This is a genomic window from Actinoplanes sp. NPDC049548, assembly GCF_040676695.1.
In the GTDB taxonomy this organism is placed as follows: Bacteria; Actinomycetota; Actinomycetes; order Mycobacteriales; family Micromonosporaceae; genus Actinoplanes.
In genome coordinates this window covers 37208-62517 of record NZ_JBFAPM010000030.1, presented here as the reverse complement: position 1 = coordinate 62517, position 25310 = coordinate 37208, and the positions used below count along the sequence as shown (strand labels likewise).

The 25310-nt window shown below is 71.9% G+C and carries 26 protein-coding genes; 9 read left to right on the top strand and 17 right to left on the bottom strand.

Translation table 11 applies throughout. The annotated features are described in order from the left end of the window. Positions 1 to 128 precede the first annotated feature (128 nt). The 3 genes from AB0J80_RS35630 to AB0J80_RS35620 are packed head-to-tail and all read right to left on the bottom strand — an operon-like array spanning position 129 to position 1901. A complete protein-coding gene (locus AB0J80_RS35630) occupies positions 129 to 617 on the bottom strand; it encodes an RDD family protein (protein ID WP_364713894.1) in 489 nt (162 codons plus the stop codon). Positions 618 to 640: 23 nt separating this feature from the next. After that, entirely contained in the window at positions 641 to 1096 is a 456-nt protein-coding gene (locus AB0J80_RS35625; protein ID WP_364713892.1) for a DUF2752 domain-containing protein, read from the bottom strand. A 52-nt stretch (positions 1097 to 1148) separates the two neighbouring features. Further along, entirely contained in the window at positions 1149 to 1901 is a 753-nt protein-coding gene (locus AB0J80_RS35620) for an SGNH/GDSL hydrolase family protein (RefSeq protein ID WP_364713890.1), read from the bottom strand. Positions 1902 to 2012: 111 nt separating this feature from the next. Here AB0J80_RS35620 and AB0J80_RS35615 point away from each other — a divergent pair, with 111 nt between their 5' ends. Further along, positions 2013 to 2342 carry a hypothetical protein gene (locus AB0J80_RS35615; protein ID WP_364713889.1) on the top strand — a complete coding sequence of 110 codons (330 nt, stop codon included), beginning with the start codon at positions 2013 to 2015 and terminating at the stop codon, positions 2340 to 2342. 180 nt (positions 2343 to 2522) lie between these two features. Here the strand turns inward: AB0J80_RS35615 and AB0J80_RS35610 are convergent, their stop codons facing one another. The 3 genes from AB0J80_RS35610 to AB0J80_RS35600 form a co-directional block, all read right to left on the bottom strand. Further along, positions 2523 to 2936 carry a hypothetical protein gene (locus tag AB0J80_RS35610; protein ID WP_364713888.1) on the bottom strand — a complete coding sequence of 138 codons (414 nt, stop codon included), beginning with the start codon at positions 2934 to 2936 and terminating at the stop codon, positions 2523 to 2525. A gap of 186 nt (positions 2937 to 3122) precedes the next feature. Then, positions 3123 to 4016: a hypothetical protein gene (locus AB0J80_RS35605; RefSeq protein WP_364713886.1), complete on the bottom strand. Its 894-nt coding sequence runs from the start codon at positions 4014 to 4016 to the stop codon at positions 3123 to 3125. Next, complete coding sequence (locus AB0J80_RS35600) at positions 4013 to 4396, bottom strand: PadR family transcriptional regulator (protein ID WP_364713884.1); 384 nt, start codon at positions 4394 to 4396, stop codon at positions 4013 to 4015. The genes AB0J80_RS35605 and AB0J80_RS35600 overlap by 4 nt, the downstream gene beginning before the upstream one ends. A 166-nt stretch (positions 4397 to 4562) precedes the next feature. Between AB0J80_RS35600 and AB0J80_RS35595 the strand changes: the two genes are divergently transcribed. Then, positions 4563 to 5852: a GH1 family beta-glucosidase gene (locus AB0J80_RS35595; RefSeq protein WP_364713897.1), complete on the top strand. Its 1290-nt coding sequence runs from the start codon at positions 4563 to 4565 to the stop codon at positions 5850 to 5852. Further along, complete coding sequence (locus AB0J80_RS35590) at positions 5849 to 7069, top strand: MFS transporter (RefSeq protein WP_364713883.1); 1221 nt, start codon at positions 5849 to 5851, stop codon at positions 7067 to 7069. Before AB0J80_RS35595 ends, AB0J80_RS35590 begins: the two co-directional genes overlap by 4 nt. Before the next feature lie 2 nt (positions 7070 to 7071). Here the strand turns inward: AB0J80_RS35590 and AB0J80_RS35585 are convergent, their stop codons facing one another. After that, entirely contained in the window at positions 7072 to 10131 is a 3060-nt protein-coding gene (locus AB0J80_RS35585; protein WP_364713881.1) for a penicillin acylase family protein, read from the bottom strand. A 102-nt stretch (positions 10132 to 10233) separates the two neighbouring features. Between AB0J80_RS35585 and AB0J80_RS35580 the strand changes: the two genes are divergently transcribed. The 3 genes from AB0J80_RS35580 (at position 10234) to AB0J80_RS35570 (ending at position 12059) form a co-directional block, all read left to right on the top strand. After that, entirely contained in the window at positions 10234 to 10611 is a 378-nt protein-coding gene (locus AB0J80_RS35580; protein WP_364713880.1) for a VOC family protein, read from the top strand. 198 nt (positions 10612 to 10809) lie between these two features. Beyond that, positions 10810 to 11805, top strand: coding sequence for a LacI family DNA-binding transcriptional regulator (locus AB0J80_RS35575; protein ID WP_364713878.1), 996 nt, complete (start codon positions 10810 to 10812; stop codon positions 11803 to 11805). Positions 11806 to 11879: 74 nt separating this feature from the next. Further along, the gene (locus tag AB0J80_RS35570) at positions 11880 to 12059 is read left to right on the top strand and encodes a hypothetical protein (RefSeq protein WP_364713876.1); all 180 of its coding nucleotides are present in this window, start codon (positions 11880 to 11882) and stop codon (positions 12057 to 12059) included. Between the two features lie 84 nt (positions 12060 to 12143). Here AB0J80_RS35570 and AB0J80_RS35565 read toward each other — a convergent pair whose 3' ends face one another. The 5 genes from AB0J80_RS35565 to AB0J80_RS35545 form a co-directional block, all read right to left on the bottom strand. Further along, positions 12144 to 13244 carry a ricin-type beta-trefoil lectin domain protein gene (locus AB0J80_RS35565; RefSeq protein WP_364713874.1) on the bottom strand — a complete coding sequence of 367 codons (1101 nt, stop codon included), beginning with the start codon at positions 13242 to 13244 and terminating at the stop codon, positions 12144 to 12146. An 84-nt stretch (positions 13245 to 13328) separates the two neighbouring features. Then, the gene (locus AB0J80_RS35560) at positions 13329 to 15983 is read right to left on the bottom strand and encodes a glycosyl hydrolase (protein WP_364713872.1); all 2655 of its coding nucleotides are present in this window, start codon (positions 15981 to 15983) and stop codon (positions 13329 to 13331) included. A gap of 137 nt (positions 15984 to 16120) precedes the next feature. Then, on the bottom strand, positions 16121 to 16327 hold the full coding sequence (locus tag AB0J80_RS35555) for a hypothetical protein (RefSeq protein ID WP_364713870.1): 207 nt from the start codon (positions 16325 to 16327) through the stop codon (positions 16121 to 16123). 9 nt (positions 16328 to 16336) lie between these two features. Continuing rightward, on the bottom strand, positions 16337 to 16903 hold the full coding sequence (locus AB0J80_RS35550) for a DUF2087 domain-containing protein (protein ID WP_364713869.1): 567 nt from the start codon (positions 16901 to 16903) through the stop codon (positions 16337 to 16339). 206 nt (positions 16904 to 17109) lie between these two features. Then, complete coding sequence (locus AB0J80_RS35545; RefSeq protein ID WP_364713867.1) at positions 17110 to 17745, bottom strand: hypothetical protein; 636 nt, start codon at positions 17743 to 17745, stop codon at positions 17110 to 17112. Between the two features lie 240 nt (positions 17746 to 17985). On the opposite strand from AB0J80_RS35545, the gene AB0J80_RS35540 reads away from it, so the two are divergent. Next, positions 17986 to 18558: a DUF3455 domain-containing protein gene (locus AB0J80_RS35540; protein ID WP_364713865.1), complete on the top strand. Its 573-nt coding sequence runs from the start codon at positions 17986 to 17988 to the stop codon at positions 18556 to 18558. A gap of 7 nt (positions 18559 to 18565) precedes the next feature. On the opposite strand, the gene AB0J80_RS35535 is transcribed toward AB0J80_RS35540, so the two are convergent. Continuing rightward, complete coding sequence (locus AB0J80_RS35535) at positions 18566 to 19024, bottom strand: hypothetical protein (RefSeq protein ID WP_364713863.1); 459 nt, start codon at positions 19022 to 19024, stop codon at positions 18566 to 18568. Positions 19025 to 19026: 2 nt separating this feature from the next. Further along, a complete protein-coding gene (locus tag AB0J80_RS35530) occupies positions 19027 to 21342 on the bottom strand; it encodes a nitrate reductase (protein ID WP_364713861.1) in 2316 nt (771 codons plus the stop codon). Positions 21343 to 21456: 114 nt separating this feature from the next. Between AB0J80_RS35530 and AB0J80_RS35525 the strand changes: the two genes are divergently transcribed. Both AB0J80_RS35525 and AB0J80_RS35520 read left to right on the top strand, forming a co-directional pair. Then, the gene (locus AB0J80_RS35525; RefSeq protein ID WP_364713860.1) at positions 21457 to 22524 is read left to right on the top strand and encodes a tryptophan dimethylallyltransferase family protein; all 1068 of its coding nucleotides are present in this window, start codon (positions 21457 to 21459) and stop codon (positions 22522 to 22524) included. Positions 22525 to 22533: 9 nt separating this feature from the next. After that, the gene (locus tag AB0J80_RS35520; protein WP_364713858.1) at positions 22534 to 23961 is read left to right on the top strand and encodes a tryptophanase; all 1428 of its coding nucleotides are present in this window, start codon (positions 22534 to 22536) and stop codon (positions 23959 to 23961) included. On the opposite strand, the gene AB0J80_RS35515 is transcribed toward AB0J80_RS35520, so the two are convergent. The 3 genes from AB0J80_RS35515 to AB0J80_RS35505 are packed head-to-tail and all read right to left on the bottom strand — an operon-like array spanning position 23894 to position 25285. Beyond that, on the bottom strand, positions 23894 to 24466 hold the full coding sequence (locus AB0J80_RS35515) for an ATP/GTP-binding protein (protein ID WP_364713856.1): 573 nt from the start codon (positions 24464 to 24466) through the stop codon (positions 23894 to 23896). The genes AB0J80_RS35520 and AB0J80_RS35515 overlap by 68 nt on opposite strands. 19 nt (positions 24467 to 24485) lie before the next feature. Beyond that, positions 24486 to 24827: a DUF742 domain-containing protein gene (locus AB0J80_RS35510; RefSeq protein ID WP_364713854.1), complete on the bottom strand. Its 342-nt coding sequence runs from the start codon at positions 24825 to 24827 to the stop codon at positions 24486 to 24488. A 2-nt stretch (positions 24828 to 24829) separates the two neighbouring features. Further along, positions 24830 to 25285: a roadblock/LC7 domain-containing protein gene (locus AB0J80_RS35505; protein ID WP_364713852.1), complete on the bottom strand. Its 456-nt coding sequence runs from the start codon at positions 25283 to 25285 to the stop codon at positions 24830 to 24832. Positions 25286 to 25310: the final 25 nt, after the last annotated feature.

Genomic DNA, 25310 nt, shown 5'->3' with positions numbered 1-25310 from the left:
CGCGCACATCGCCACCGGGTCCTTCATGGTGAGTCCGGGCGCCCAGGGTCGCGGGGTGGGCCGGGCGCTGGGGGCGTACGTCCTCGGCCGGCGGGAGCCGGCCGCGACCGTGGTGCCGCGGGGTGCGATCAGCGCACGACGACGGTCTTGACGATCTTGTCCGCCAGGGTCTGCTTCTTGGCGTCCCACAGCGGGAACAGGAAGCCGATGTAGCAGATGATGCCGTCGACGATGTGCGCCAGGTCACGCGCGAACGCCATGCCGGCCCCGATCGGCTGGCCCGTCTGCTCGCCGACCAGGCGCAGGCCGAGCGCCTTCTTGCCCCACGACTGCCCGGTCTTGCCGGCCAGGTACCAGCGGTTGTAGCCGCTCGCGACGATGCCCAGCAGGATGAACACCCAGTACAGCGCGTTCACGGTGGGCAGGCCGGTGGCCTCGTCCGTGCCGCGCCCGAGCAGCACGGCGAGAAGCACGAACGGCAGCGAGACCAGGTAGTCGACGAGGTACGCGCCGACGCGGTGGATCCAGGAGGCGTACGCCACCGAGGGCGCGCCGTAGGGCTGACCGGAGTAGGGGGCGCCGGGGGCGGCGCCGTAGGGGTCCTGCTGGTATGCCATGAGGAAATCCTTCTGATGACGGCTCAGATCACGCTGAACCGGTGCAATTGAAATGACCAGCTCGCGAGGGCGAGCAGGATGATCGGCCACCGCAGCCTCCGGCGCTGTGCGGCGGACCACGGCGTGGGCGCGGCCAGAACACCGGCGGCGCGCAGCGCCACCAGCAGGACCGCGCCGGCCGTGACCGCCGCCAGCGCCAGAATCAGCGGGTTGGCCGCCACCGCCGCGCCGACATCGCCGCGCACGAGTGCCACGGCCGCGGTCGTCAGACCGCAGCCGGGGCACGGGATGCCCGTCAGCGTGCGCAACGGACACGGCAGGCCCAGGCCGGTGCTGTCGGTGAAGATCGGCCACACGAGTGCGGCCGCCGCAGCGGCTAGCCCGAACCCGCCGATCCGCTCCGGGATCGAGAAAGTCCGCAGCGCAATACTCCGATGTCGAAAGGGACGGCGCATGATGCTAGATCGCTGACCCGCCATCCCGCGACCCCGTACCGCCCGGCGTTTCGCGACGCTCGGGCCGTTGCGGGTTTCAGGCGACGCCCACCGGCGTCCAGCGGGGGAACTTGGCGGTCCGTTCGTCCCCGGACGAGCGGCCGCGCACCCGCCGGTGAAGCCACGGCAGCACGTGCTCGCGGTAGTACCGCGCCTCGGCGAGCAGCCGGCGGCCTTCGGCCGGCCCGGGATCCACCACGTGGGCGGCGGTGGGATGGCCCATGGCGGTCAGGATCAGACCGGCCGCCCGCTGGTGCCCGGCCGCGTTGAGGTGCAGCCGGTCGGGCGACCAGTAGTGCGCCCGGCGGATCTCCGTGTCGTGGAAGACGTCGGCGAACGGCAGGTCGTAGCGGGCGGCCAGCTCGCCCACCGCGACGGTGAGCAGCTCGCCCCGGCGCCGCATGACACTGCCGAACGGCAGCCGCTCGGACGGGTCGGCGCCACTGATGAGCACCATGCGCACGCCCGCGTCGACGCAGCGGCGCACCGCCTGCTCGGTCAGCTCGACCAGGCGGGCCATGTCACCGCCCGGCCGCATCATGTCGTTGCCGCCGCCGTTGAGCGTGATCAGGGTGGGCGGCGGGTCCAGCGCCAGTGCGGCGTCCAGCTGCTCGGTCACGATCGGCTCCAGCAGCCGCCCCCGGATCGCCAGGTTCGCGTACTCGACGGGCTCGCCGGAGGACACGGCCAGCCCGGCGGCGACCCGGTCGGCCCAGCCCCGCACGGAGCCGTCGGGCAGTTCGTCGCCGAGCCCCTCGGTGAAGCTGTCCCCGATCGCCACGTAGCGCACCGGCGCCCCTCCGTCCCGTTCGTTGTCGTCCGACGCAGGTTACCCGCCCGCGCATCGTCGGGTCTGCGACCGTGGTGGCTGTGCGGCGGCTTCGCTGGCAGGCTGGGGGCCATGCCGGAGGATCCCCACATCCACGTCGAGGTCAACGTCGTGCGTGCGGACGCCGCCGTGCGGAACGTGGTGGCCTCCGCGTTCGGGCTCGCCGCGGATCTCCCGGCCGAGGTCCGGACCGGGTGCGGGCTGCGCGTTCCGTACGCGATGACCTCCGCGCGCCCCGAGAGCGTGACGTGCCTCGCCTGCCGGGAGCATGCCCATCGCGAGCATCTGCGCTTCGCCGAGCAGGTCGCCTTCGTGGACGTGGTTCCGGGGATGTCCGTCGGCGGGAGCCTGTCCGCGGCGGCGGAGCATCGACGGCTCGCCCGCAGGTTCGCCGGCGGTTGATGCCTTTCCGGCGGCGGTGGGTGATCGGGCGGCATGGTGCCTGTGGACATACGGGGACCCGGGCACTACCTCTGGACGCTCGCGAGCGGGAGATCCGGTCGAGGTGCTCCTGTGGTCGACGGGACGCGCGGACCTTGCAGGGCGCCCGCGCGTCACGTCCTGGAACCTGAGAGCCGCGATCTAGTGAGCGACCCGGAACTTCACCGACTGGCCGAGGTAGTCGATCCGGTAGAGCACGCGGTATGGCATGCCGTCGGGTACGTCGGTCGCCAGCACCGTTCGCCTGCCGCCGTACGAGCAGGCCTGCACCGGGTCGGTGTAGCTGGTCTCGCTCTCGCTGGGCAGGAACTGCACCAGGAAGGTCTGGCAGCGGTCGGCGGGGTTGGCCGTGTCCCGGACGCCCATAACGCTGATCGTCGTGCAGCGGCGGTTGTTCGGCACGGTCAGGAGCTCGGAGGCGACGGTGCCGGCCTCGTAGTAGTCGGGCGCGGGGCGGACGACGTCGCAGCGCTGGCGTGGGGCGGCGGATGCCTCGGCCGGGGCGACGATGACGACGGCGGCGAGTGCGGCGAGCGGGAGCACGATCTTCTGCATGGGTGACGCCTTTCCGGGTCGTAGTGAACTGGACCGCAGTGTGCCACCACTCCGCTACTCACAGTGATCATGACGATGGCCTCCCACCGCACGCGGCAGGAGGCCATCTCGACGCCGGATCGGGCCGGCTCACACGGGTGACTCTTGGGGACGGCGGTCAGCCGGCGTCCGGAGGCGTAGTGGCGGTCAAGCCTGCGCCTGACGCCGGCGGTTCATCGCCACCGCACCGAGCACCATGGCCACGGCGACGATCAGCGATGGCAGGGCCTCGGCCCGGTAGAGCGACATCGCCGACTCCGGGTACAGGGTGACCTGGTGCAGCCAGCCCACGGCGAACGTGGGTGCCGCCGCGAGTAGCAGACGCTGGTCAGCCGTCGCCACCCAGAGGAAGGCGGCGAACGCCCCGACGGTGACGACCGCGACGAGGCCCTGTTGCACCGGGTCCAGGATGGTCAGCCGATCCACCGGCACCAGGTGCAGCGCCACCACCGCCAGCGTGGCCAGGAGGCCATTGCCGCGTCCGACCGCGGGGACGTCGGCGGGGCGACGCAGGCCGGCGAGCACCAGAGGCGCGGCTACGACCGGTGCCCACCATTGCGGCATGCTGTTGGCGAACAGGTATTGCGAGGCCGCCGTCGGTACCGCGATCGCGGCGACGACCAGGACGGCGGCCGGCCGCGAGCGGCCCAGGGCCAGAGCGGCCAGAGCCGCGGCGGTCATGATCAGGTTTAGGCCGTTGTCCAGCAGCGCGTTCAGCGGATCGTCGAGCCCGCCGAACTGGAACCTTTCGATGGTGTCGTCCAGCCCGATCACGGTGCCCAGGGCGAGCACCGCCATGGCTGCCAGGTGCAGGCCCTGCCAGAACAGGACGGCCGTCGGACGCCGTGCCGCGCTGCCGGAACGCACTCGCAGACCGGCGCGTACCAGCGCGATGGCCTGCCGCGGTTCCGGCCATCGACGGGTGGCCGGGGCTTCGCTGATCAGGATTTCCAGCAGCTCATCCGTGCGTTCCCGGCGATAGTCGGCCGGGTAGGCCCGCAGCAGCGCCCGATAGCGGCGTTCCAGGATGTCGTGGTTCATGCCGGCAAGGTCCTCCAAGCAGATCGTGGGCCGGGAGTCGGCCGCGCCGAAGTGATATGCGACAGCCTGTCGTGCACCACGCGAGCCGCCGCGGCGAGCCGATCCGCCTCCGCGGCGAGCATCGCGTGCCCGTCGTCGGTGAGGCGGTAGTAACGCCGGGCTCGGCCGTTGACGATCTCCTCGCCGTCCGCGATGAGAAGACCTTCGCCGAGCAGCCTGTCGATCACCGAGTACAGCGAGCCGGCGGCGAGCTTCACTCGTCCGTCGGACAACTCCTGCACGCGCTTGATGACGGCGTACCCATGGAGACGCCCGTCGAGAAGTGCGGCCAGCACGAAGTATGAAGGTTCCCGCAGCGGGGGGCGCGAGCGTGATCGCATGGCGACCGAATATACAAGTAGCTTGTATATGCGTCAAGATCACTGGCGTTGGGATCACGTCGCTGGTCGACGACCTGGCGGCCGGCATAGATGATCGTGCACGTGTGCGGTGACCCGGCTAATCTGAGTGCAACTCATGTTCGGGGGAGGTCGACGCGTGGCTTCGCTGCCGAAGTTCCCGCCCGGTTTTCTGTGGGGCGTCTCCACCGCGGCGTACCAGATCGAGGGCGCCGTGCGGGACGACGGCCGGGGGCCTTCGATCTGGGACACCTTCTGCCACACGCCGGGCCGCGTCCGCGACGGCGACACCGGGGACGTTGCCTGCGACCACTACCACCGCTGGGCTCAGGACGTGGAGCTGCTCGCCGGGCTGGGTGTCACCGCGTACCGTTTCTCGGTCGCCTGGCCGAGGGTGCAGCCCGCCGGCGCCGGCCCGGTCAACGGTGCCGGACTGGATTTCTACGACCGGTTGGTGGATGCGCTGCTGGCGCGGGGCGTCGCGCCGGTGCCGACGCTCTTCCACTGGGACCTGCCGCAGGCGCTGGAGGACGCCGGTGGCTGGCTCGAGCGCGACACCGCTCACCGGTTCGCCGACTACGCGGCCGTGGTGGCCGACCGGATCGGTGACCGGGTCGCGCGGTGGATCACGCTGAACGAGCCGGTCGTGCACATGGCTCAGGGGTACGCGTTCGGGACCCATGCGCCGGGCCGCATGCTGATGATGGACGCGTTGCCGGTGGCCCACCACCAGCTGCTCGGGCACGGTCTGGCCGTCCGGGCGCTGCGGGCGCATGGGGCGGCCGAGGTTATGATCACGAACAACTGCACGCCGGTGTGGCCGGCCGGGGACGACCCCGGCCCCGCCGAGATGTACGACGCCTTCCACAACAGGTTGTTCCTCGACCCCGTGTTGCGCGGGGAGTATCCGCCGTTGATGTCCGGCGCGGAGTTCGTGCGCGACGGCGACATGGAGATCATCGCAACGCCGATGGACGCGCTGGGCGTCAACTACTACAACCCGACGCGGGTCAGGGCGGCGCCGGAGGGGGCGCCGCTGCCGTTCGAGACCGTCGACATCGAAGGGGTGCCGCAGACCGCGTTCGGCTGGCCGGTGGTGCCGGACGGCCTCCGGGAGCTGCTCGTGGGACTGCGGGAGCGGTACGGCACGGCGCTGCCGCCGGTCTACATCACCGAGAACGGCTGTTCCACCGACGGATCCCTGCACGACGCCGACCGGATCGACTACCTCGACGGGCATCTGCGGGCGCTGCACGCCGCGATCGGGTCCGGTGTGGACGTACGGGGCTACTTCGTCTGGTCGCTGCTGGACAACTTCGAGTGGGCCGAGGGCTACAGCCAGCGCTTCGGGCTGGTCCACGTCGACTACGACACCCAGCGGCGTACGCCCAGGGACTCGTACGCCTGGCTGCGCGACGTCCTCGCCGGGCAGCGGTGACCGCGTACGCGGGCCCCGCCGAGAGGGTGGGCGGCCGCTGGATCGCGTTGCTGGCGCTCGCCAACCTCGGGTTGTGGGTCGGCTACTACGGCCCGCTGCAGGTGCTGTTGCCCAACCAGGTCGAGGACGTGGCCGGCGCTGACAAGACCACCGTGCTGGGCGTCGTCACCGGCGTGGGCGCGCTCGTCGCCGTCGTCACCGGGCCGGTCGCCGGGGCGCTGTCGGACGCCACGACGGCCCGGACCGGGCGGCGGCACACCTGGACCGCGATCGGCGCCGTGACCGGTCTCGCCGGGCTGGCCCTGCTGGCCGGCCAGCGCACCGTGCTGGGGCTGGCGCTGTGCTGGTGCCTCGCGCAGGCCGGGCTCAACATGCTGCAGGCCGGGATCACGGCGATCGTCCCGGACCGTACGCCGGTGCGCCAGCGCGGGCTGGTGTCCGGCTGGGTGGGGCTGGCCCAGTCGTTCGGCGTCGTGCTCGGCGTCGTGCTGGTCACCAGCGTGGTCACCGGCGGCTATCTCCTCACCGGCGTCCTGGTCGTGCTCACCGCCGTACCGTTCGTGCTGTTCACCCGGGATCCGGCGGTCCCGCCGGAGCTGGCACCCCGGTTCTCGCTGCGGTCCCTGCCGGCCGCGTTCCGGTTCCGGCCGCGCGAGGCGCCGGACTTCGCGTGGGCGTGGGCCACCCGCTTCCTGGTCCAGCTCGGCAACGCGATGGCGACGCTGTACCTGCTCTATTTCCTGCGTGACCGGGTGCACCACCCGGACGCCGAGCAGGGACTGCTGGTGCTGGTGCTCGTCAACACCGCCGCGACGCTGCTGACCGTCGTGGCCGGGGGAGTGGTCTCGGACCGCAGCGGCCGGCGCAAGCCGTCGGTCATCCTGTCCGGCTACGTGATGGCGGGCGCCACCGCGCTGCTGGCGCTGTGGCCGACCTGGCCCGGCGCGCTCGTGGCCGCCGCCGTGCTGGGTCTCGGCTTCGGCGTGTACCTCTCGGTCGACCAGGCGCTCATCACCCAGGTGCTGCCGCAGGCGCGGGACCGGGCCCGCGATCTCGGCATCATCAACATCGCGAACTCGGCCCCGCAGGTGCTCGGGCCGGCGCTGGCCTTCCCGATCGTGTCGTACCTCGGCGGCTATCCGGCGCTGTACCTCGCCGTGTCCGCGGTGACGGTGCTCGGGTCGGTGCTGGTGACCCGCATCCGCTCGGTGCCGTGAGGTCAGTGCGCGTACAGCTCCACCTCGTAGGCCGAGATGCCGTAGGGCGTCGCCCGGGTCTCGCCGGTGAGCCGGACGTAGCGGGCCTGCGCCGCGGGGAACGCCACGGCGTCCAGGCCGCCGTTCCCGCCGGTCACCGCCGCGACCCGGGTCCAGGCCGTGCCGTCCGGGGAGATCTCTATCCGGTACGCGGACGCGTACGCGGTCTCCCAGCGGATCACCATGCGCGCCACCGGCCGGACGGCACCCAGGTCGATGCGCAGCCACTGGCCGTCCGACCACCGGCTCGCCCAGCGGGTGCCCTGATCGCCGTCGACGGCGTGCGCGGCGGGATGCCCGGCCTGCGTGCTGGACGCGCTCGCCGGGCGGCCCGCCGCCAGATTGCTCACGTCGTCGTCCCGTCCCGCCGGGAAGGACACGACCTGCTGGTAGGTGGGCCGGTTCTGCCAGCTGGTGAGGTCGTGGGTGATGCCGCCGAGCGGTGACTGCAGGATGGCGTCGGCGCACCACTGGTCGCCCGCGGCGCAGTGCGCGTCGCCCGGATACGTCGTCGTGGCCGGCTCGGCCAGCGCCGCGCCCAGGCCGGCGAGCAACGCGGCACGGCAGGCGGCCAGGTCGCCGCCGCCGCAGTACGTCCGTGGCCAGTTCGGCACGCTGTCACCGAGCACCGCGCGCAGATCCTTCTCGACGTAGCCCCACCAGCCGTACTGGAACGACGATCCCTTGTGGGCGTGCTTGTCGGAGGGTGCCTCGTCGATCTGCAGCGTGTTCACCAGAGCCTGGTACAGGTCGTCGCCCAGCGGTGCCTGGAACTGCGCCGCGACCAGCCGCGGCCACCAGGCGTCGAGGATCCGGATGGCCTCGGCGTCCTGGTAGACCTTGCTGCCCGCGGCGGTCTCGACCCGGTGCGCCCCGCGCTGCCGCCACGCCCGCAGCTTGGCGACGGCCGCGGCCTGGGCGCTGTCGGTGACCGTCGCGGTGTCGATGACACGCAGCAAATCGTCGAGCACCTCGGCGCCGCGCAGGTCGGTGGTCGCGGCCGACTCCACCACGCTGACCAGGCCGGCCCGGTCGAACCTGCGGCCCGCGGCCAGGGCGGCCTTGATCGGTACGTCCAGCAGGTCCGCGCGCTGCACGGAGCCGAAGCTGAAGTTCCCGTCCGCCGCGGAGAACCCGGCCGCCTGCTTGTTGTTCCAGCTGACGAAGTAGTCCTGGTCGACCGCCTGCGGATGCGCGGACGGGGGATACCAGCCGGTCCACTCGTACGCGGGCCGGCCCCAGGTGGGCAGGTTCGGGTCGGCGCCGGCCGGGCGGACCGGGTTCGCGCCGGACATGAAGTACGCGGTGTGGGCGGAGTCGACGTAGAACCAGTTGAACGCGAACGAGATCTGCGACGCCGCGGCCGTGAACGCCGCGGGCGTACCCATCTGGTCCGGTTCGTTGAACATCTGGAAGCCGATCGCCGAGTCGGCCTCGTGCCGGTACGTGGACCGCAGGCTGGTGAACGCGACCGGCTTGCCGCCGACCAGGCCCCGCCACGACACCAGGCCGTACCGGGTGCGCAGCATGGTGAGCCGGTACGAGCCGGCCGGGGTGGGATCGGCCGCGCTGGGTCTCCAGGAGTTCGTCTTCGACAACGCCTCCATCGCCAGGCACTGGCCGTGGTAGAGGTAGTGCGTCGAGGCGGCGGTGGGCGTGCGGCCGTCGGGCTCGCACAGCTCGGCCGCGTACGTGTCGGTGATGTCCTGCCCTGCCGACGTGGCGCTCCACGCGTAGTCGGGCCCGCGCCCCAGCAGCGTGTAGAGGTTGAGCCCCGCGAAGGCGGCGCCGCGGCTGCTGATTCCCGGGCCCTGCAGCTCCTGCAGCATCAGCAGCTGCGGGGCGAAGTAGCCGGTCTGTGGCCCGAAGACGGCGACCGGGTGGCCCGTGGCCGAGTGCGCGGCCGAGACGACCGCGGCGTTCGACATGCCGCGGCGGCCGGGCCCGGTCGTCACGGTCGTGGCCGTTCCGGACCTGTCGTACACGAGCGGCTCGGGCCGGGCCGTACCCGGGTCGGGCATGGCCACCCCCGCGGCGGTGCGGTTGTCAGCCGCGTACGGGAAGACCTGTCCGTTGTGCAGTGTCAGCACCGCCTCGGGGTCGTTCTGGGAGCGGAACGCCGTCCAGACCGCGTCTCCGGCCGTGTCGCCGAACCGGGCGCGCGCGGCGGTCCGCACCAGCGCCGACTGCATCTCGGCGCCGCCGCCCCCGCCGAACAAGCCGCCGATGACCCCCGCGGTGGCGATGAGGTCGGTGAGCCGGAAGTCCGCCGGGTTCCCCTTGCCGGCCAGCACGTACTCGCCGGGGCAGTCGCGCGCGGCCGTGCAGTCGGCGATGTACTCGTTGATCCCGGCGATGTAGGCCTGCACGTCGGCGTAGAGCTGCGCGCCGCGCGGGCCCGAGGTCCGCAGGGCGTCGATCTGCTCCTGCAGGTCCGCCTCGGTGTAGGGCGAGGTGCGCCAGACGCTCTGCTCCAGCTCCTGGTTCGACTCCGCGCCACCGGCGAACGGGGTGAGTTCGCCGCGCGCCACGTGCCGCAGGAGATCCATGAGGAACAGCCGGTCCTCGGCGCCGGCATAGCCCGCGCCGAACATCGTGCCCGCCCGGGTGGTCCCGGTGATGTGCGGGACTCCGAGCGCCCTGTCGCGTACGACGGTGACGTCGGGGCGGGGCTGGTAGCTGCGTTCCACCTCTCCGGGCGCGACGCCGTACGAGCTGTCGTTGAAGAAGGTGGTGATCTGCTGGTCGGTGAGGCCGGTGTAGTGCTGGAGGAGCGCGGCGTACGGCCCGAGCTGGTCGTCCGAGTGCGGGGGCATGATGCCGAGGGCCTGGTGGGCGAGGATCTGCACGAGGTCGGCGTCGCCGTTCTCGCCCGGCGGGAGGATGTCCGCGCATTCGCCGAGGCAGTAGTCGTCGGCGGGGGCGGCGCTCGCCGCGAGGGCGGCCGGCGGGCCGAGGGCGACGGTGGTCGTGAACAGGAGGGAGGCGGTGAGGGCCGCGCTGAGGCGGGGGCGTCGGTGCATGGGCGGTGTCCCTTCCGGGCCGCACGAACGCGAGAGGAATTCATAATGTTAACGGCCTGTATCGGGATAGGGCCAGAGCGTGATGCGTCCTAGGGTCGGACCATGACCGAACCCGACAGGTACGCCCACGTCCGCTACCTCGTCGACGACGTACAGGCCGCCGTCGACTTCTACACGACGCACCTGGGCTTCTCGGTGCTGACCAGCGCTGTCCCGGCGTTCGCCGATGTGGTCCGCGGCCCGCTGCGGCTGCTGTTGTCCGGGCCCGCCAGCTCCGGCGCCCGGGCGACCCCGCGTGACGCCGCCGGCCCCGGCCACAACCGCATCCACCTCGTCGTCGACGACCTCGACGCCGAGATCGACCGGCTCCGCGCGGCCGGATCGGAATTTCGCAGCGAGCTGGTCTCCGGCCCGGGCGGACGGCAGATCCTGCTCGCCGACCCGGCCGGCAACCTGGTCGAGCTGTTCCAGCCTCGCTAGCGGACCGACCGGCGCTGGGCGCCTGTGCCGTTGCACTCGTACAGCTGCACGAGCGGTCCCGGCGGCCGTGCCTCCCGCCGTCAGGTCGTCGCCGGTGCCGATGCCAACGGTGCCGTGCCGGACCACGAGCCCCCATGGGTCGGGCGGGGCGCGGCATAATCGGCATCGATCAAGGGCGTTGATCGCCGAGGAGGTCCGGTGACAGTGCGACCGCCGGTTCCCGGCATGCCGACTCTGGCCGATGTCGCGCGGGTCGCAGGCGTCTCGCGGGCCACCGCGTCGCGTGCGCTCAACGACGCCGGGCCGGTCTCCGCATGGGCTCGGGCGCAGGTGTCGGCGGCAGCGGCGGAACTCGGTTACGTGCCGCACCCGCTGGCGGTCTCCCTGGCGAAGGGGCAGGGCCACCGCCTGGTGATCGGCGTGATCGCACCCAGCGACCTGCTGTTCGGTGAGTACATGACCCGTCTGATCAGTGCGACCGCGCACACCGCGGACCCGTACGCGGTGGGTGTGTCGGTCCGGCGGGTGCCGAAGGGCGGCATGTCGACCCTCGCGGAGCTGGCGGTGGACCGCACCGTGCGGGGTGTGGTGCTGGTCGACCACACCCGCGACGTCGTGGAGGCGCTGCCGCGCGAACTCCGCGGGCGGACCTGCGTCATCGGACCCGGCTTCGACCTCGTTCCCTCCTTCGACGTCGACACCGGCCAGGCGATGAAAGCCACCCTGGGCCATCTGCTGGCGTCCGGACGCCGACGGATCGCCATGATCACCGGTCCGAGGTGGCTGCCGAGCATGCGCCAACCCGTGGCCGCCTACGAAGAGATCATGCGGGGCCGCGGTCTGCCGGTGCGTACGGTGACCGGCGACCGTACGGAGGCCGGCGGCCGCGCCGGTGCCCGGACTGCGGTGCGGCGCTGGCCGGACACCGACGCCGTGGTGGCCTGCACCGACGTGACCGCGCTCGGGGTGGTCCAGGCCTTGGGCGAGCTCGGTCGCCGGGTCCCGGACGACATCGCGGTGACCGGTTTCGACGACGTGTCGGTGAGCGCGTGGACCCGCCCGTCGTTGACCACGGCCACCCACCCCGTCGAAGAGATCGCGGCCGGTGCGGCGCAGGCCCTGTTGGATGGCCGGACCGACCGGGGAAGCCGGGTTCTCTACCCCTCGACGCTGGTCCGCCGGCAGAGCGCCTGACCGACCTCTTGCGGGTGCACCGCTCGTCCGACAGCGCTTGCGATGGAACCGGTTCCACGATCTACGGTCCCGGCATGACGTACGGACCACATGCATCGCAGCTGCTCTGGCTGCTGGAACACGCCACACCCGCCGACCGGTGCGCGGCGGACGACCAGATGGGACGGGCCGCCTCGACGGTGACGCGCCGGTGGCGTCGCTCACTGGCGCGGGTGGTCGCCATCGACCCCCGTAACAGGGGGAGAGGCGGCTAGATCCTGTGGCGCTTGGGCATGACCACCACGGGGGAGGTCATGCCCAAGCGGCGGCCGCCCGTAGCTCGTTCGCGAGAACAGGTACTAACGCACCGACCAGCGCTGCGCGCCGCTGTTGTTGCACTCGTAGAGCTGGACGGGAGTTCCGTTCGCCGTGCCTCCCGCGGTCACGTCGACGCACTTGCCCGAGCCCGCCCCGACGATGCCGCCGTCGGCGCGGAAGGTGAAGCGCTGGGCGGCCGTACCGTTGCAGGTCCAGATCTGCACCCGAGTGCCGTTGGCCGTGGCGTTCCCGGCCACGTCCAGGCAACGGTTGCCGTAGACACGCAGCTCGCCCGCGGCGGTGCGGGTCCACTGCTGGATGGTGCTGCCCAGGCAGTCGTAGATGTGCAGCTGGGTGCCCTCGGCCGTGCTGGTCCCCGGTACGTCGAGGCACTTGCCCGCCTGCGGGTTGGCGATCATGACGCTGCTGCCGACCGGGGGCAGCACGGTGGCCTCCAGGCTGGCCGGCGCGGACCGGAGCGCGGTGAACCACTGGGCGCCCATCTTGTCGTAGCCCGCGGCGGTGGGATGGGTGCCGTCGGCCAGGTCGGCCACCGGGACGACGGGGTGCATGTCGACGAGGTGGGTCAGCGGTCCCTTTCCGGCGACGATGCCGGGGATGCGCGCGTTCAGCGCCTGGATCCTGCTCTCGAGTACGGGGTCCGCCTCGGGTATGAGCGTGGAGACGAACAGCTCGACCGTCGGCGCGTTCGCCCGGATCTTGTCGATCAGCGCCGACAGCCGGGCCGGGGCGTTCGCCAGGTCGTAGTTCTGGTTCACGTCGTTGGTGCCGACGTGCAGCAGGATGGTTCGCGGTGCGTACGTGCGCAGCCACCCGGCGATCGAGGCGTCGATCTGGTCGATGCGCCAGCCACTGTGACCCTCATGGTCGTGGTCACCGAGGGCGGCCGGTCCGTTGGAGCCGGACCCGACGAAGTCCACCCGGTAGCCGGCGCTCGTGAACAGCTCCCACATCTTGATCCGGTAGCCGCCGGGCACGTTGAACCCGTCGGTGATGGACGCCCCGAGCGGCATGATCCGCACACCGCCGTTCGACTCGGCCGCACCGGCGGGCGAGCCACCGGACAGGGCCGAGACGACGGCCAGCAGTACGCCCAGGAGGGCAGCCGTTCCTCTGCGCATGGTGCTGTCCCTCCGCCGGTGCTGTCGGTGCTGACAACGTTGTCGTCAGCACCGAGTCAACAATGGCGCCCGTCTATGTGTCAATCACAGCAGAGGCAGAGGCGTCTTCCAGATGCCGCGGCCGTGGGTCGCGGCGTAGAGGTATCCGTCGCGGCTCACGTGCAGGTCGAACGCGGCCGTCAGCGGCAGCGACCCGCGCGTCGTCCCCGGCGCGGGACCGACCCGCCGCCACCTGATCGTGGCGGGCGTCGCCCGGCGGTCGGCCACCAGGACGCCCAGATCGGTGCCGACCACGAGCCGGTTGCCGACGACGACCACGTCCGTGGCGGGCACGTCCGGGAAGCCGACGGACAGGTCGGTCCAGGTCACCGACACGCCGCCCGCGGTCTTGCCGAGCTTGCCGCGGTACACGTGCTTGACTCCCGCGCCCGGCCCCTCGATGAAGCGCCGGTTGAACCCGTTGAAGATCAGGTAGACGGTCGAGTTCGTGCGGTCGTACGGGTCGAAGACGACGTTGTTGGGGAAGCGGTTCGGCAGCCCGGTGAGGTCGAGCTCGGTCCACGCGCCGCCCCAGTTGGTGACGACGCCCCGGGTGAAGCCGGCGCTGTTGCAGTTCGCCTGGCCGCACCAGGAGGCGATGTAGGTGTCGCGGGCCGGGTCGGCCGGCGCGCGCGGGTCGGCGACCGCGTCCATGCCGACGATCAGGCGCTGTCCGGTGGCGTCCAGCGTGTACTGCGGCTTCCAGCTCCGGCTGGGATCCGCGGCGGCCTGCGCGGCGGTGTAGCTGAAGCCGTAGTCGTGCCGCCAGAAGGTGTTGCCGCCGGCGACCCACCGCTCGCTCGTGCCGTCGCCGATGTTGCGCGAGCCGCGCACGACCCGGAACGGCGCGGTGAAGCGGGCGTTGACGTCGGGCACGCTGACGTCGAAGATCGCGCTCGTCGTGCCGTCGCTGACGCCGCAGTTCTTGGTCAGCCACAGGATGAGGTAGGTGTACTCGTCGAGGATCTGACACCCGTTGCGCGGGTTGACGATGACGTCACCGCCGTCGCCGCCGAACGGGCTGACCTGCTTGCGGGCGCCCGCGCGCAGCAGCGAGCCGCCGTTGTCCTGCAGGCCGCCGGCCACCGTGTATCCGCGGCGGTTCGGGTCGCGTCCCGTGCCGACGGAGTAGTACTGCAGGGTCCGCAGGCCGGCGTTGTGGTTGGTCCAGTCGGTGGCATGGCCGGCCGCGTCCTCGGCGCTGCGGCCGGGCGGGAGCGGGCGGCTGTAGACGCCGCCGTCGTCGCCGATCAGCACCGTGCCGCCGGAGACGGCGATCGAGTGCTGGTCGGGGTGGGTCGTGGCCGGACATCCGCCGTCCGGCTGCGTCCGGTCGAAGCAGTCGAAACCGAAGTTCCAGTACGGACCGATCGTCTTCCAGGCGCCGCCGCCGTCCTCGGTCTCGTAGACCTCCTCGAGGCCCACGTAGAAGTGCCGCGGATCGGCCGGATCGACCTCGATGAAGTTGTTGTACCAGGCCTGCACGCCGACCGGGTAGTCCTGGTCCTCGCCGATCGCCGAGCCGGAACGTTCCAGCTTGGAGGAGTCGGCGACCAGCGTCCACGGTCCCCGCACGTTGGTGGCGGTGAAGACGCCCTTGAGCGCGCTGGCTCCCGCCGCGAGCCCGGCCGGGCTCTCCTGCACGAGGTAGAACCGGCCGCCGTCGCGGGAGGCCGTGAACTCGGCGTTGCCGACGTCGGCGTCGTCGAGCCCGGTCAGCGCCGTCCGGGCGAAGCTGCCGGGTGCGCCGCCGGCGGTCGACAGGTAGTAGCCGTTGTACGCGGCCCCGGAGCGCCAGGCCGCGTTGGCCAGCACGGTACGGCCGCGGTCGCGGGGCGGGATCAGCACGTCGTTGACGATGTTGTCGTACGGCTTCGTGATGTCGTCGTCCGAGGCGGGGTTGGGCATGAGGACCAGCTGCCACGGCTGGCCGTGCCGGGCCGGGTCGGTGGAATGCCGCCAGAGGCCCCGGGTGGTGGCCGCGTACACGGTGCCGCGGCCGTCGAACTTGAGCTGGTTGATGCTGCGCGACTCGAGCTCGTCCCCGCCGACCCGGTCGGCGTCGGTGAACGTGCCGGAGCGGGCCTTGCGCAGCCGGTAGACGCCCGCGCCGGTGTACGTGGTGCCGCCGGTGTTGGCCTCGCCGGTCGCGTACCAGAGGGTGTCGGCGTGTTCGTCGTAGACGAGGTCTCCGGTGGACAGAGCCAGGATCCGATCGGAGATCGGCTCCCAGCGGGCGTGCCGCGCGGTCAGGCTCTTGCGGAAGACGCCGCCGTCGGCGCCGCCGGCCCAGACGTAGCCGCGGCCGGCGGCCAGCCCGGTGATGCGGCCGGCCACATTGCCCCAGCCGGCGCCCGAGTTGGAGTAGACCGGATCGCGGTAGGCCGGGTCGTCGTTGTCGTACGGCTGGTTCGTCACCTCCCGCCACCGGCCGGCCGTGCCCGGTAGGCCGCGGAGATCGGCGAGGGCGTCCGAGTACTCGCCCGGGGCCACCGAACCGTACGGTGCCATGCGGGCCTCGCTGATCTGGGTGGCGAAGGTCTTCAGGCCGGAGGAGTCGTCCTCCTCCTCCGCAGCCGCGAGCGGCCGGGGTCCTTCGACGGGGCGCTCGGCGTACGCCGGGATGCTGCCGGCGCCGAGGGTTGCCAGCGCGGTCAGTCCGGCGAGGACGGCGCGCTGGGAGAGGGCAGAAATGATCATCGCTCCTCCTGCGACGGGCCACGAACGGCTCCGCCGTTGGAGCCGCTGCCCATCTCGGACGGTAGCCAGGCGGTCGGCCCGTCGATACCAGCCGAGTAGGCAGCGGTCATCGATGATCGTCGCGGTCTCCCCGCGGCTCAGTCCTCGGCGCCGGCCCCCGGGGCGTCCGGACGGTTGGCTCCGGTCGTGTTGATGCCGGCATTGCTGCTGCCATGCGCCGGAGTGGTGGGCGTAGGCGCCTCGTCGGTGAGGAAGCTTCCTTCCTCCGCGGCGCCGGTGACGTACTGGTCTGTGCTGCTTCCGGCGTCGTCGTCCCCGATGGGCGGCTCGGTGCTGTCGGTCATGCTCCCTGTCTACCCGCGCACGCCCCGATGATTCCGCCCCGCGCCGTACGTCGTGCCGGCCCGGTCCCGCTCCAGCCAGCCGGTGTCGACGAGCATCCGGCGCACCGCGGCCACGTCGTCGGTCACCTCGGCCAGCCGGCGGTTGATCTCGTCCTCGTCGTAGAGGCCGTCGAGGTCCAGGAAGCGGGAGAGCAGCTCGCCGAGCAGGTCGTAGCGTTCGCCGAGGGTGGGTGGCAGGCTGGTCAGCCGCCCGTGCGAGAAGTTGCCACGCAGCTGGGGATACTCGGCGAGCAGCCCGGCGATCGGCTGCTGGCGGTCCACGGCTGCGGCGGCCTCGCGCAGGCCTTCCAGGCGGGCCCGGTAGTAGCCGTCGCCGGAGCCGGTGGCCACGCCCAGGGCTACGAGGCGGGCGCAGGCGTCGCCGACCTTGGCGAGAGGGAGGTCGAGGGCCCATCGCAGCTCTCCGACGGCGGCGCCGTCCGGGGCTCGGCGGACCAGCTCTGCCAGGGTGAGGAGGCGGGTCTCCGCGGAGAGCTGGGCCAGGACATCGGCGGCTCGGGCCGCTTCTCGTGACATCCCGTCACCGTAGGAAGCTTGGGTTCGCTGGCGCACCGCATTTTTCCGGGGCTGCTTGCGGTGGGACGGTTGGGGGCCGGGGGTGACCAAGGCGGCTGTGGAGCGTTTTATGCCGTCTTGGTCACCCCCGGCCCCCAACCTTGGGTGGTGTCACGTTGCGGGTGGGTCGTGGTTGCTCGCTGGTGCGTGCGTGCTGGGGTTGGCGGTCACCTTGCGGTGGGGGGTCTGGCTGCCGCGCTGGGGTTGCGGTGGGCGGGTTGGTCGGGCCGGCCCGGGTCGGTGGTGGTCAGGCGGACGTACCGCGCCGGTTGCTCGAGTGCGTCCGCCGGTCGGTGCTCCGAATCACTGAGGACGGCGGCGCTGCGCAGCTCGTGGGGGCCGTCGGGGCGGCGGGCTTCGAAGTATGCGCGTTGGGTGCCGTTGGGGAGGGTGAGGATGTCGAGGTAGCGGATGTCCGCGAGGGGTTGCGTGCCGACTGCTGTCAGTGCTGGACCGGTGCCTCGGGGGACTGCTCGGCCGCAGCGTTCGAACCAGTGAACGATCGGATCCTTCACCGCCTCGAGCGGGCCGCCGAAGGTGATCTCGCGCGGCTCGGCGGCCCGGAAGTCCTCCGGCCGGGGAGCCTCCAGCAGGCCGATCCACCAGGATCGGTCGCCTGGGCCCGCGCACGAGACGTAAAGCCGCCAGACGGAACCGGCGCGCACGAGCGCTGCGCGTTCCACCATGGTGACGCCCAGCTCGGCGGCGGTCAGCTCGGTCACGGCGGTGAAGGCAACCCCGTCCGCGGAGCGGGCCAGGACGAGAGCGTCACCCTCACCCCTTCTCCGGTACGCGAGGAGCACCGAACCGCCGTCACCCAGCACGGCGGTCGGCGCCCGGCCCAGCGCTGGGCGCCGGCTTCCACCAGCACGCTTGCCGCTGTCAAGCGAGTCGATGACAGTCGATGGGGATGTGGCCGATCATTCAATGCCGGTGGTACGAAGAGGCAACGATCGCACTGATCTTCATCTGTTGCCGTGCGCCCTCCGTGTCTCCCGATTGTGGACGGCAGGTCCCTGCCGCGCAAAACGGAGGAGTTGCTCATGCTCAGCACGTCGCGTTCCCGGGTTCGTGCGCTTGCGGTCGTCGGCATGGCCGGCGTCGTGGCCGCCGTCGGGGCGGTGACCTATCAGGCGTCCGCGGCGGAGGTGGCCGCGCCTGCCGCCAGCGGGCCGGATGCCCGGCAGGTCGCCATTCCGGGCATTCCGGCGGCGATCAAGCCGCCTGCCGGGGCGCGGCCGCTGGGCGCGTACCTCGTGACGAGCGGGACGCAGACGTACAAGTGCACGGGCGGGGTCTTCACCGGTCCGTCGACGCCGGAGGCTCAGCTGGTCGGCACCGGCGGGAAGATCCACCACTTCGCCGGTCCGAGCTGGCAGTCGGAGCGGGACGGGTCGCTGGTCACGGCGAAGAAGACGGCGGAGAGCCCGCGGTCGGGGACGATTCCCGAGCTGCTGCTGACCGTGGACAGCCACTCGGGCAAGGGGATCCTCAGCAAGGCGGCCTTCATCAACCGGCTCTACACGTCGGGCGGGGTCGCTCCGGCCGGCGCGTGCACGGACGGGTCCACGACCGCCGTGCCCTACGGCGCCGTCTACGTTTTCTGGGCCAAGTAGGGCTTCGTCAATCGGCCACCACGAGCGCTTGGGGGGCCGCCTGCTTCATTCTGGTACGCAACCAGGCCAGCTGGACGGCGGTCTCCCCTTCGCTCGCGCTGACGACGTCGCTCAGCTCGCGGTCCCGGGCGCCGTACGCGGCCTGGCCGATGACCGTCCAGCAGATGTCGCACTCGGTGGCCATCAGGTAGAGGTCCTGCAGGTCGCGCAGCAGTCCGATGCCTCCGGTGCGGGTGCCTCTGAACAGCTCGGAGTGCAGCCGGTCGGGTTCCTCGGGGGCCTCCTCGGCGTACCGCTCGGCGAACGGGCGCAGCCGCCTGGCCTGCTCGTCGCACAGCTCAGCCTGCCGGCTGCAGAGGTGATGGATGTCGGGCTCGGCCTGGTGCGCGTCGGCGACCTGCCGGAACGCTTCCGCGAGGTTGAGCTGGGCCCGGTGCAGCAGGCCGAGGTAATGGGCGAGGTGCATGGTCACTCCCTGCCGGCGAGCTTGGCGACGCGGACGGCGGCCACCTTGAACAGGGGCTGTTTCGAGACCGGGTCCCACGCCGTGAGGGTGAGCTCGTTGGCCGCGCGGGGGGTCCGGTCCTCGGGGCTCACGTCGAAGTAGCCGTAGTGGAACGGCACGAAGATCACGCCGGGGCGGATGCCGGTGATCCGGGCGCGGGCCTCGATGCCGCCGCGCCGGGAGGCGACGCCTACGAGGTCGCCCTCCTCGATGCCCGCCCGGGCGGCGTCCTCCGGGTGCAGCTCGACCCAGACGTCCGGGGCGGCGGCGTCGAGCTGCGGCGCGCGGGCGGTCTTCGTGCGGGTGTGGAAGTGGTAGACCGTGCGGCCGGTGGTCAGCAGCAGGGGGTACTCGTCGTCGGGCACCTCGGGGGAGGGCTGGTAGTCGGTGGCGTGTAGGAAAGCCCGGCCGCCCGGCTCCTTGGCGCGGTAGTCGTCGGCGGTGAACTCGGCGCCGGTCGTCAGGTCGTGGCCGTACGTCTCGCAGTAGTCGGGGTCGGTGGCGAACGTCGCGTCGGTGTAGAGGCGTTCGGTGCCCTCCGGGGCGTCCGTGGTGCACGGCCATTGGATGCCGCTGCCGCCGCGCAGCTTGTCGTAGGTTAGCCCGGTGTAGTCGCAGGGGCGGCCGGCCGAGCACCGCTTCCACGCCTCGAACGCCTCCTCGGGGCCGGTCCAGCCGATGAGCGGGGCGCCGTCGCGGTCGCGGAAGTCCATCCGGCGGGCGTAGTCGAGGAAGATGTCGAGGTCGGCGCGGGCCTCGCCGGGCGGGTCGACGGCCTTCTCCGACAGGTGCACGGTGCGGTCGGCGTTGGTGAAGGTGCCGAGCTTCTCGCCCCACGTCGCGGCCGGCAGCACCACGTCCGCCAGCTCCGCGGTCTCGGTGAGGAAGAGGTCCTGGACGACGACGAACAGGTCCTCCTTGGCGAGGATCCGGCGGATGCGGGCGAGCTCGGGCAGGGACACCGCGGGGTTCGTGGCGGAGATCCAGAGCAGCTTGATGGAGCCCTGTTCGGCGTACCGCCAGATCTGCATGGCGTGGGTCGGCGGGGACCAGTGGGGGATGGTCGCCTCGTCGACGTTCCACAGTTCGGCCAGCTCGCGGATGTGCTCGGGGTTGTCCCAGTTGCGGAAGCCGGGGAGGTCGCCGTCGGCGCCGGCCTCGCGGGTGTTCTCCGCGGTGGGCTGTCCGTTCATCTGCAGGATCCCGGCGCCGGGCCGGCCGATCATTCCGCGGACCAGGTGGATGTTGTTGACCGCGCAGGCCGCGGCGGTGGCCTGGTTCGACTGGTAGAAGCCCTGCAGGACGGTGGAGAGCAGGCGCTGGGAGGTGCCGAGCAGCTCGGCGGCGCGTTCGACGTCGGCGGCCTTGACGTCGCAGATCTCGGCCACCCGCCGGACGGGGTAGGCGTCGACGGTCTTCTGCAGCTCCTCGAAGCCCAGCGTGTGGGCGTCGACGTAGGCCTGGTCGTACCACCCGCGGTGGAGGAGCTCCCGGAGGAGGCCGTTGACCAGCGCCAGGTTGGTGCCGGCGCGCACGGCCAGGTGCACGTCCGCCTCGCGGGCCACCGGCGTGGTGCGCGGGTCGACGGCGAGCATCGCGGGCGGGTTCGGCCCGTGCCGCCGGTCGAGCATCCGCATCCAGAGGACGGTCTGGGTCTCGGCGACGTTGTGGCCCCACAGGGCGATCGCGTCGCAGTGGTCGACGTCGGCGTACGAGCCGGGTTGCCCGTCCGCGCCGAAGCTCGCCTTGAGCGCCGCGGCGGAGGTGGCGGTGCACAGCCGGGTGTTGCCGTCCATGTGCGGCGTACCGATGCCGGCTTTTCCGATGACCCCGAGAGTGTAGTAGTCCTCCAGGAACAGCTGGCCGCTGGTGTAGAAGCCGAAGTGGCCCCAGCCGCCGGGGCCCCGGAGCAGCTCCCGGGAGCGGGCGACGATCCGGTCCATCGCCGTGTCCCAGTCGGTCTCGGTCAGGCGGCCGTCCTGCCGGACCAGCGGCCGGGTGAGCCGGTCGGGGCTGGTGTTGGCCTGCCAGCCGTACAGGTCCTTGGGGTCGAGGCGGCCGCGGTTCACCCGGTCGGCCGCGCGGCCGCGGACGCCGACGATGCGACCGTCCTTGACGGCGATGTCCATGGCGTCGCCGTTCGAGTGCAGGATCGACGCCGACTGCACCCACCGGTCGACGTCCTGGGCCTCGACGTGCTCGTCGACCCGTGACGGCCACTGCTCATCCGGCCCGTACGGGGTGCGGTCGCCCCAGGGGTCCACGATCCGGTCAGCCATGGGCCGGTATTACCCCGCCGTGATCGCCGTACGCTCGCTCTTTACTTATTGATGTTGTCCGATTTTAATGATCGCGCGGGGTGGGTGCCCCGGGTTCTGGACGGGAGGGTACGGGTGCCGCCCGAGTCACTCGTCGCGCATGTCGCGGAGCAGCTGGTACGCCTCTGCCGGGTCACCGGGACGGCCCCCGCCGAGCCGGTGCGCCTGGTCGCCGACGTGCTGGGCGATGCGGGGCCACGGGCGCTCGCGGCCGGCCCCGGCTGGCCCTCGGACGTCGCGGACGACCACAGCCCCGTGGAGTTCTCGGTGGCCTTCGACCGCGGCGGCCCGCCCGTGCTGCGCCTGCTCGCCGAGGCGGCGGTCGCCGACCCGGCGCGCGTCGCGGACCTGACGCCCGCCCTGGCGTTCCTGCACCGGCAGTCCGGGCGGCACAAGCTCTGCCTGTCGCGCCTCGAGCAGGTCCGCGACCTGTTCACCACCGAGCGGCCGCAGGGGCTGTTCGGCATGTGGCACTCGCTGATCCTGCGGGACGTGCCCGAGTTCAAGGTCTACCTCAATCCGGAGATCCACGGCGTCGCCGCCTCCCGACAGGTGGTTCGCGAGGCGCTCGACCGCCTCGGCGCCGGGCCGGCCTACCGGGTCGTCGAGCGGGTGCTGCGACCGGCCGACCGCCTGACCTTCTTCGCCCTGGACCTCGAGGATGCGGGCACGGCGCGGATCAAGCTGTACGTGGCGCAGCACGGCGCCCGCCTCGACGAGGTGGCCGGCGCCGCCGCCGTGGTGCCGGGCATCGACCCCGCCGAGGTCACCGCCTTCTGCGAACTGGCAGCCGGGTCGGCAGGGCCGTACGTCCGGCGGCCGATCCTCAGCAGCTACACGTTCACGTCCGGCGCGGCACGACCGGTCGGCTACAGCGTGTACGTGCCGATCCGCAGCTACGTGGCCGACGACCGGGAGGCGTACGACCGCGCCTGCACGCTGCTGGCGCGGCACGGCTTCGACCCGGCCGGCCTCGCCGCCGCCGTCGCCGCGCTGACCCGGCGCCCGCTCGAGGACGGCGTGGGGCTGCTCGCGCACGTGTCGCTGCGGCTGGGCCGGCCTCGGCCCGGAGTCAGCGTCTACCTGTCGTCCGAGGCATATCGCGTGAGTGCCCCGGTGCCCCGGCGGATCGCCGCACAGTAGGAGGAAGTCGTGCCCGTGGAACCGTTCGCGTCGCTGCCGCCGTACCGGATCAAGGTGGTGGAACCGATTCCCTTCCTGGATGCCGGGCAGCGGCGCGAGGCCTTCGCGGCCGCGGGATACAACCCGTTCGACCTGCGGGCGGACCAGATCACGGTGGATCTGCTCAGCGACTCGGGCACCGGCGCGACGTCGTCCGCTCAGGAGGCCGGTGCCGCCCGCGGCGACGAGTCGTACGCCGGCGCCCGCAGCTGGTTCCGCTTCCGCGACGAGGTCCGCGACCTGACCGGGTTCGACCATGTCCTGCCGGTGCACCAGGGCCGGGCCGCGGAGCGCATCGTCTTCTCCACGCTGCTGGGGCCGGGACGGATCTGCCTGAGCAACACCCACTTCGACACCACTCACGCCAACGTGGTGCTCGCCGGGGCGCAGGCCCGTGACCTGCCCTGCCCGCAGGCGCTCGACCTGGACAGCCAGGAGCCGTTCAAGGGCGACATCGACCTGGCCGCGCTGGAGCAGACGCTGACCGGACCGGACGGCGACCGGGTCGGCCTCGTGCTGATGACCATCACCAACAACGGGCTCGGCGCCCAGCCGGTGTCGATGGCCAACCTGAGCGCCGTCGCCGAGCTGTGCCGGCGCCACAAGGTGCCGTTCTGGCTGGACGCGGCCCGCTTCGCCGAGAACGCCTGGCTGGTCCGTGAGCGCGAGCCCGGCTACGGCGACTGGACACCGCGGCGGATCGCCACCCACGCCTTCCAGCTGGCCGACGGCTGCATGATCAGCCTCAAGAAGGACGGGCTCGCCCCGGTCGGCGGCGTCATAGCCTTGCGGGACCCGCAGGTGTACGCGGCCTGCGAGGCGAACCTCATCGCGACCGAGGGCTTCTCCACGTACGGCGGCCTGGCCGGGCACGACCTCGAGCGGATCGCCCAGGGCCTGCGGGAGGTGGTCGACGCGGGCTATCTGGGCTCGCGGGCGGCGGCCACCGAACGCCTGGCCCGGCTGATCAACGAGGCGGGAGTGGACACCGTGCAGCCGGCCGGCATCCACGCGCTCTACCTCAACGCCGGCCGCCTGCTGACCCACCTGGAGCCGGCCCGGTTCCCCGGGCACGCCCTGGCGAGCGAGCTCTACCTGCGCGGCGGCATCCGCTGCGCCGAGCTGGGCTCGCTCTACCTCGGCGAGCTCGACGGCAGGCACCGCCTGGTCCGCCCGGCGCCGTTCGAGCTGGTGCGGCTGGCGATTCCCCGGCGGGTGTACACCGACGCGCACCTGGACCACGTGGCCGCGACGCTGGCGGAGATCGCCAAGGAGCCGGGACGGGTTCCGGGCTATCGGATCGTCTCGGCTCCCCGGTTGCTGCGGCATTTCAAGGTACGGCTGGAACCGGTGGCGCCGCGGGCAGCCCGGAGAGGACGTGCCGCAGCAGCCCGATGAGCACCGCGAGGGCGGAGTCGCGCCGGCGGGCGTCGCAGCGGGCGAGCGGGACCTCCGGCTTGAGCTGCAGCGCCGACCGGATCTCGTCGTCGGTGTACGCGCACTCGCCGTAGAACGCGTTCACCGCGACGACGAACGGGATGCCCCGCCGCTCGAAGTAGTCCACCGAGGCGAAGCTGGCGGGCAGCCGGCGCGTGTCGACCAGCACCACCGCGCCCAGGGCACCCTGCGCCAGCTCGTCCCACATGAACCAGAACCGGTCCTGCCCCGGCGTGCCGAACAGGTAGAGGACCACGTCGCCGGTGATGGTGATCCGGCCGAAGTCGAGCGCGACCGTGGTGCGGGTCTTCGCCTCCAGCCCGGCGAGGTCGTCCACGCCGACGCTCGCCTCGGTCATGACCTCCTCGGTGGTCAGCGGGGGAACCTCGCTGACCGCGCCGACCAGGGTGGTCTTGCCGGCGCCGAAACCACCGGCGATGACCACCTTGGCGGATGTGCGTTCCATAGTGCTCTCGGTTTCTGGGTCAGAGCCGCTGGAGGCCGCCGAGCAGCGTCTCCAGCAGCGCGCGGTCGTAGACGGTCCGCTGGGCGGCCGACCCGAGGGTCACGTAGTGCTGCTCGAGCAGGATGTCGATCAGCACCTTCACCACGGTCAGCGGCCGCCGCAGGTAGGCGGAGATCTCAGCGATGGACATCCAGTCCTGGCACTGCCGCAGGATCTCGCGGTACTCGGGCTCCAGCGCGCTCGTGTCGGCCGGTAGCGCGACCACCTGCGTGGCCAGGTCCAGTGCCGCGTTGCGCGGCGTGGTGCGCCCATTGACCAGGACATAGAGGGGTACGAGCTGACCGGGCTCGTCGAAGTCCATGATCAGAGCCCGGCATGCCCGTTGATCGATGCCTTGAGGGTCTGCTGGTCCGTCCCGTTGGGCCCGTGCAGGGTGCGCCGCCCGGCACCGAGGTACTGGCCGATGCGCGTGACGAGGCGGCCCATCTCGTACGCCACCGTGCCCATGTCCACGTCCTGGTCCCCGATGACGGCGAGCCGGGCGTTCTCGCCGGCGGAGGCGATGAAGAGGGTGCGGTCGTGGAACTCGACGACGATCTGGTCGACCGGGCCGCCGTCGAAGCGGCGGCCGACCCCGGAGCCGACGCTGTACAACGAGGATGCGGCGGCGGCCAGCAGCTCGGCGGCGTCCTGCGCCAGCGACCGTGACTTCTGCACGACGAGCCCGTCGATGGACAGCACGAGCGCGTGCAACACCTGGTCCACGGCCGTCAGCTCGTCCAGCATCCAGGTGAGGTCGTTGTGCGCGGTCGGTTCCATGGCACTTCCCGTCTGTGTCGGTTGC

Excerpts from the sequence above, each read along its gene's own strand:
- AB0J80_RS35630 (WP_364713894.1), bottom strand. The coding sequence starts at position 617 with ATGGCATACCAGCAGGACCCCTACGGCGCCGCCCCCGGCGCCCCCTAC.
- AB0J80_RS35625 (WP_364713892.1), bottom strand. The coding sequence starts at position 1,096 with ATGGCGGGTCAGCGATCTAGCATCATGCGCCGTCCCTTTCGACATCGG.
- AB0J80_RS35615 (WP_364713889.1), top strand. The coding sequence starts at position 2,013 with ATGCCGGAGGATCCCCACATCCACGTCGAGGTCAACGTCGTGCGTGCG.
- AB0J80_RS35610 (WP_364713888.1), bottom strand. The coding sequence starts at position 2,936 with ATGCAGAAGATCGTGCTCCCGCTCGCCGCACTCGCCGCCGTCGTCATC.
- AB0J80_RS35605 (WP_364713886.1), bottom strand. The coding sequence starts at position 4,016 with ATGAACCACGACATCCTGGAACGCCGCTATCGGGCGCTGCTGCGGGCC.
- AB0J80_RS35600 (WP_364713884.1), bottom strand. The coding sequence starts at position 4,396 with ATGCGATCACGCTCGCGCCCCCCGCTGCGGGAACCTTCATACTTCGTG.
- AB0J80_RS35585 (WP_364713881.1), bottom strand. The coding sequence starts at position 10,131 with ATGCACCGACGCCCCCGCCTCAGCGCGGCCCTCACCGCCTCCCTCCTG.
- AB0J80_RS35580 (WP_364713880.1), top strand. The coding sequence starts at position 10,234 with ATGACCGAACCCGACAGGTACGCCCACGTCCGCTACCTCGTCGACGAC.
- AB0J80_RS35570 (WP_364713876.1), top strand. The coding sequence starts at position 11,880 with ATGACGTACGGACCACATGCATCGCAGCTGCTCTGGCTGCTGGAACAC.
- AB0J80_RS35565 (WP_364713874.1), bottom strand. The coding sequence starts at position 13,244 with ATGCGCAGAGGAACGGCTGCCCTCCTGGGCGTACTGCTGGCCGTCGTC.
- AB0J80_RS35560 (WP_364713872.1), bottom strand. The coding sequence starts at position 15,983 with ATGATCATTTCTGCCCTCTCCCAGCGCGCCGTCCTCGCCGGACTGACC.
- AB0J80_RS35555 (WP_364713870.1), bottom strand. The coding sequence starts at position 16,327 with ATGACCGACAGCACCGAGCCGCCCATCGGGGACGACGACGCCGGAAGC.
- AB0J80_RS35550 (WP_364713869.1), bottom strand. The coding sequence starts at position 16,903 with ATGTCACGAGAAGCGGCCCGAGCCGCCGATGTCCTGGCCCAGCTCTCC.
- AB0J80_RS35540 (WP_364713865.1), top strand. The coding sequence starts at position 17,986 with ATGCTCAGCACGTCGCGTTCCCGGGTTCGTGCGCTTGCGGTCGTCGGC.
- AB0J80_RS35535 (WP_364713863.1), bottom strand. The coding sequence starts at position 19,024 with ATGCACCTCGCCCATTACCTCGGCCTGCTGCACCGGGCCCAGCTCAAC.
- AB0J80_RS35530 (WP_364713861.1), bottom strand. The coding sequence starts at position 21,342 with ATGGCTGACCGGATCGTGGACCCCTGGGGCGACCGCACCCCGTACGGG.
- AB0J80_RS35515 (WP_364713856.1), bottom strand. The coding sequence starts at position 24,466 with ATGGAACGCACATCCGCCAAGGTGGTCATCGCCGGTGGTTTCGGCGCC.
- AB0J80_RS35510 (WP_364713854.1), bottom strand. The coding sequence starts at position 24,827 with ATGGACTTCGACGAGCCCGGTCAGCTCGTACCCCTCTATGTCCTGGTC.
- AB0J80_RS35505 (WP_364713852.1), bottom strand. The coding sequence starts at position 25,285 with ATGGAACCGACCGCGCACAACGACCTCACCTGGATGCTGGACGAGCTG.